Consider the following 4861-nt stretch of genomic DNA (forward strand, 5'->3'; position numbering starts at 1 on the left):
ATTCCACGTATCGAAAAAAGTGACTGCACGATAAAATGAAAGGCTGCAACGGAAGAACAGACTTGCGGATTCTGCGGGGAGAACATAACCATACAGGCATACAGCCACTACAACTGTTTCCGGAAAAAGAAGATTATACAACCGGAAAAACAGAAAGGCATCCACTCGGAGAAAAGCAAGCAAACGATTGAAGCGGACTGCCGATTTAGCGGCGAAATATCCGACTACCTATATACAGCCCTAAAAGGCTGGGGCATATGGGTAAGCAACAGACTGCCGGGCAAATAAAAGGAGAGTGGCATAGCCGCCGGAAAGAGGTTGTCTCGATGTGGCCGAAGCTCCGAAAGCAGACCGGATATGCCTCTCTCCTTTGCCTTCCCCATTCCTGGATTTCACACAATCACGGAGCCTGCGAGTGACTATGAGAAATCCTGAAACGGGGACAGTCACTCCGCTGAAAGGGTGGGTGGGAAACATGTGACTTTCTCCAAAATAACAAATAGGGGTATAAAGATCTCAAAAGAAAAGAAAGCCGTTCCAGAAAAGACTGGAGCAACTATCACCATCTACTGTTCTTTAAGTTAATTGCAGCAAATCCAAATCATCAGTGACCAATCCATCCAATACATGTTGGATTTTATCAAATATAGCCTTATCTATGCCATACGTGGCGCATAACGATTGAAATTTGCTTACAGCATCGAACACCTGTAATATCTTCTTTTCGGGCTCCTCTACAAAATCCTCGGCAAAGTTGACGAAATCACTTGTAGTCAAGGCAGACCTTTTGCCCATCACGCCCATCGAATGAATGTGTGCTGAAGAATTTTCCCATGTATTTGCCGTGAACATTACATCATATGCAGGTGATAAACGCCATACCCCTGCCTTATCCATGATAAACGATATGTTCTTATTATGATCATCGGATATACCTGCGACATAATTAAATACCATTCTGATAAATATCTGATCTTTGTCTTCCTGGGGAAGTTTCAGAGTCTCTGCTATCCAACACAGCTTCATATAATCATCTGCACCCGGCATAATGGCCGCAAGGGTCTGACTAAAGAGCTTTTCTCCATTCTTACGATCAAATCTTTCCGTTACGAAATGATTTCTTCCATCAATTTCTTTCAGGAAGCATGGCATCATGTTGATTCCCGCCGCCTTTGCCATTTCGCTATATACCATTTCTATCTCTGTGGTAGGAGAGTCATCTGCTTCTTTAAATTTGATGATATACTGCTTAAAATTTTCAGGCAAATCCACCTGGCCGGAACGAAACTCTTCCGTTTCGAGATTATAGGCAATCACTGCCTTCGGGCGCATGCCACCGGCAGAAGTTCCAAGATATATCAACTTTTTCATCGTGAGGCTATCCTCCGGTGATATGACAGCAGCATCTCGATCATTATATATTTTAGAAGCCAAAGTTGCCAATGATGACATATTTACTGACTCATGGATGGCATCATCATTAAATTCCGGTTCAAATTCCAATGCTCCCATAGCCCTCTTGCCAATATAAGAGAGCTTCAATAGAGGCAATGATTCCGTAACCTTTATATTATTATCCGTGAGCCATTGGTCAAATAGGGAAGCCCCCCATTTGTCAGGAAGCGCATCTGCAAGAAATTCCGGAAGCCCTTGATATAATTTATCTTTATTCCCATAGAAAGACGCAAACAAAGGGGTTCTCTTAGGGTGTGTGGAAGGGCATATATCATAATCTTGTTTCCTATATTCATCCGTAAATTGGAATACAGAACAATGCTTTTCAAAGTCCCAATTCAATTTGCCAATGCAAGTCCCCCACAGATATACATTCACTATAATCGGCTCTTTCTTCATACCATCTTACGTTTACCGTTAATTCTTTGTATTCTTTTACCTGTTTTTTCATTGATTAGGAAAGGGGAGTCTGGAAGTTCCGGAACCAAACCGACAACGCCTTCAAGAGTTCCACTTATACGCAAAATCTTAAGCAATGTACTTAGGGCAATATCACTTACTTTACAAGATTCTATTCTCTTAATAGTAACGATAGATACTCCTGCCTTATCCGCAAATTCTTGCTGGGAAAAACAGCAGCTAAGTCTTATAGACTTAACTCTCTTGCAGATTTCCTTTACAATACATTCATCTGAAAATTCGTATATTGTATATGTATCATATAATCTTTTCATAGAAAAACATATTTAGGTATCATTTTTGATACAAAAATACCGATAAATCTGAAAATCACCAAATTAAGAAACACTTTTTTTATAATCTTCTGCCGCATTAGCAAACGATTGAAGCGACCTTGTGCCGCTTCAATCGTTTGATTGCTTTTTCTTTTTAGTCCGGGGGTTCTTATTTTTCCGGAGTCGGGTAGAACTTAGTAGCTACCATCACAATGCGGTTACGTTTCTCCCCACTTTTAGAATCCGTCCATTCTTCCGGCTTAAAGTAGCCTTCAACGGTAATCAGTACATCTTTTTGCAGTATCCAAAAAGCATAGCGGTCTTCCATCTTACTCCAGGCTTCAACTTTCATAACAGAGGAAACAAATGTTTTTTCTTCATTTATCTTGCCTATGCGACTGACCACAATAGAGAAGTGTGCAACCTTTACTATTTTGAATAAATGGATTTCTGCATCCCTACAAATCCTGCCTGTTACTGCGAATGAATTTTCAATCTTTTTCATATCTCTGATTTTTTAGAAGTTAATTAATCAATTTTACAGTGCAATAACTGATTGTTGGCTTTGGGGGACACCATGAAAAAAGATATAAATACTCTTTTTATGCTGGCCGGAAAAAGGAAGATTTGTAACTTTTTTATTGGTGAAGATGGCAACGAATAATTCGGGTTAAATACGCTTTTTGTGCAAGGCAAAAAAAGGAAGATTTCAGACGAATAACAACGTGGTGTTTGTGAATCGTCCCCTTATCCCCGTAAAAGGGGTTAGCAACAATCTATATTTGCAACGGAAAATGATTTGACTTCCCTAAAAAATGATATGAAAAAGACAAAACTTGAAAATCAGTAACAGGTTTGGAAAGGATGCAAAAAACAACCGGTTAGACAGCAAGCATGGCACATCCCGAAAAGATGGTCAGCCGCCTATCGACACACCGGAAGAAACATCTGCAATTCCTTTTAAAAAAATGAAGCCGAAGAATGAAGCATATCATATTCCACGTATCGAAAAAAGTGACTGCACGATAAAATGAAAAGCTGCAACGGAAGAACTGACTTGCGGATTCTGCGGGAGAACATAACCACACAGGCATACAGCCACTACACCTGTTTCCAATAAAAGAAGATTACACCACCGGAAAAGCAGAAAGGCTCCACTCGGAGAAAAGCAAGCAAACGATTGAAGCGGACTGCCGATTTGGCAGCGAAATATCCAACTACCTATCTACAGCCCTAAAAGGCTAGGACATATGGGTAAGCAACAGACTGCCGGGCAGTCACTCCGCTGAAAGGGTGGGTGGGAAAAAACTAAGTGGACGCAAAAAACAACCTTACCATTGGGGGATAAACTTCCCCCTATTTTCACTTCACATATTCTTTACCCCACTTCAATTGATTCAACAAACTTCAACAACAAAGCGACTGTTACCGTATGAAATGAAAGCTGATTGAACAACTTATGCGCTTTCAGCATCTCAATAGCGGCTTCAGCCGTAACAACTCTCTGTTCATAAAGCCGAATTGTCGCATATAACTGGTCATTTGCGACAGGCCCCATTATTAGGTCATAGTCACCGTTTTCTCTTCCTCTGCGGTTGTTGACAACAAACTCCAGCCATTCTTTTGTCGCACCCATAAACCGAAGAACCGGATATTCCCTATCAAGAATATCATCGGGAACTTCATAAACAGAGACGATTGCTTTTTCGCTCTGTTCCCTGTTCTTCTTCAACAAAGCCCATTTTTTTGCTTGTTCAAAGTTGGTTGTCGTATAAAATCCCTTCCCAAAGTCCGTAGCCTTCCGTCCTTTCTGTATATTAGGGCGTTTCACGGTAACTGTAGATCCATGAAATAGTCTCATTTTCTTTTATTGATATAAGTCGTTATAGTATCTAATATATATTCGGGGTCTTGGGTATGAAGCATTTCAAAAGTCTCATCCAAAAAATCAAAAACCCCATAGTCCGAAAACAACAACAAGGTTTCTTCCGCACTTTGTTTCTTTTCCTCCCTATAATTCTCAATGCAGAACATCTTGAAAAGCAGGATCTTCGTGTCACCGTTATACCGTCGTTTTTCTTCTGTTTTTTCCTTCTCCAATGTTTCATAAAGCGACAATGTACTTGAATACCATAACTTGGTACTCTTATCCAGCAAAGATTTATACAACTTGGAAGAATATATATAATACAGTGCATCGCCTAAAGGCAATGCCTTTTTCTTCATGACCAGTTCTACCAGCTCTCTCATCACGAATGGGAGCATGGTTGAGTCAAGTTCTCCTTGATTTTTATGAGTAATTTCCATATTCTTGTTGTTATTACTTTAGCATATTTTCGAAAACACCTTCTTCACAGTTCTTTATACACACCTGACACTCGGCCACCACTTCTCTTAATATTCGGGCACATTCTTCATTCGAATGCCCTTGCAGTAATTCATAGGCATATCGCATCAGTTCATTAGCTTCCATTGTTTCCATCCTTATCAATAATATTCAAGTTCATCATTATTTTCTGCAACGACTCCATATTTGGAGTTCCTAACCAACACACACCTATGCAAAAGGTCATATTGTTCTCTGTATCTGAAAAACGCATATTGTTTTACCTTTTACAAACATTGTTGTCCCATTAAAATCTAAAAGAGTTCTTTGAAATATTTGAAATTTA

The 4861-nt window shown here is 39.8% G+C and carries 7 protein-coding genes; 2 read left to right on the forward strand and 5 right to left on the reverse strand.

The features are described from left to right. The first annotated feature begins 257 nt into the window (after positions 1-257). Positions 258-419, forward strand: coding sequence for a hypothetical protein (locus tag DW096_RS19490; RefSeq protein WP_005868748.1), 162 nt, complete (start codon positions 258-260; stop codon positions 417-419). Between the two features lie 157 nt (positions 420-576). Here the strand turns inward: DW096_RS19490 and DW096_RS19040 are convergent, their stop codons facing one another. From DW096_RS19040 to DW096_RS19050, 3 genes are all read right to left on the reverse strand, one after another. Continuing rightward, a complete protein-coding gene (locus tag DW096_RS19040; RefSeq protein ID WP_005868749.1) occupies positions 577-1854 on the reverse strand; it encodes a type II toxin-antitoxin system HipA family toxin in 1278 nt (425 codons plus the stop codon). After that, entirely contained in the window at positions 1851-2189 is a 339-nt protein-coding gene (locus DW096_RS19045) for a helix-turn-helix domain-containing protein (protein ID WP_005868750.1), read from the reverse strand. The genes DW096_RS19040 and DW096_RS19045 overlap by 4 nt, the downstream gene beginning before the upstream one ends. A 169-nt stretch (positions 2190-2358) precedes the next feature. Then, on the reverse strand, positions 2359-2694 hold the full coding sequence (locus DW096_RS19050; protein ID WP_118929325.1) for a single-stranded DNA-binding protein: 336 nt from the start codon (positions 2692-2694) through the stop codon (positions 2359-2361). A gap of 331 nt (positions 2695-3025) precedes the next feature. On the opposite strand from DW096_RS19050, the gene DW096_RS19055 reads away from it, so the two are divergent. Then, entirely contained in the window at positions 3026-3223 is a 198-nt protein-coding gene (locus DW096_RS19055) for a hypothetical protein (protein WP_007564664.1), read from the forward strand. 344 nt (positions 3224-3567) lie between these two features. Here the strand turns inward: DW096_RS19055 and DW096_RS19060 are convergent, their stop codons facing one another. Then, positions 3568-4050 (reverse strand): DUF3990 domain-containing protein, encoded by a 483-nt coding sequence (locus tag DW096_RS19060; protein WP_005868753.1) that lies wholly within the window; start codon positions 4048-4050, stop codon positions 3568-3570. Further along, positions 4047-4496 (reverse strand): DUF3791 domain-containing protein, encoded by a 450-nt coding sequence (locus DW096_RS19065; protein ID WP_005868755.1) that lies wholly within the window; start codon positions 4494-4496, stop codon positions 4047-4049. Before DW096_RS19065 ends, DW096_RS19060 begins: the two co-directional genes overlap by 4 nt. Positions 4497-4861 lie beyond the last annotated feature (365 nt).

Source organism: Bacteroides sp. AM07-18 (genome assembly GCF_003602695.1).
In the GTDB taxonomy this organism is placed as follows: Bacteria; Bacteroidota; Bacteroidia; order Bacteroidales; family Bacteroidaceae; genus Bacteroides; species Bacteroides uniformis.

Coding starts and splice junctions, on each gene's coding strand:
- DW096_RS19065 (WP_005868755.1), bottom strand. CDS start 4,496: ATGGAAATTACTCATAAAAATCAAGGAGAACTTGACTCAACCATGCTC.
- DW096_RS19050 (WP_118929325.1), bottom strand. CDS start 2,694: ATGAAAAAGATTGAAAATTCATTCGCAGTAACAGGCAGGATTTGTAGG.
- DW096_RS19045 (WP_005868750.1), bottom strand. CDS start 2,189: ATGAAAAGATTATATGATACATATACAATATACGAATTTTCAGATGAA.
- DW096_RS19040 (WP_005868749.1), bottom strand. CDS start 1,854: ATGAAGAAAGAGCCGATTATAGTGAATGTATATCTGTGGGGGACTTGC.
- DW096_RS19060 (WP_005868753.1), bottom strand. CDS start 4,050: ATGAGACTATTTCATGGATCTACAGTTACCGTGAAACGCCCTAATATA.
- DW096_RS19490 (WP_005868748.1), top strand. CDS start 258: ATGGGTAAGCAACAGACTGCCGGGCAAATAAAAGGAGAGTGGCATAGC.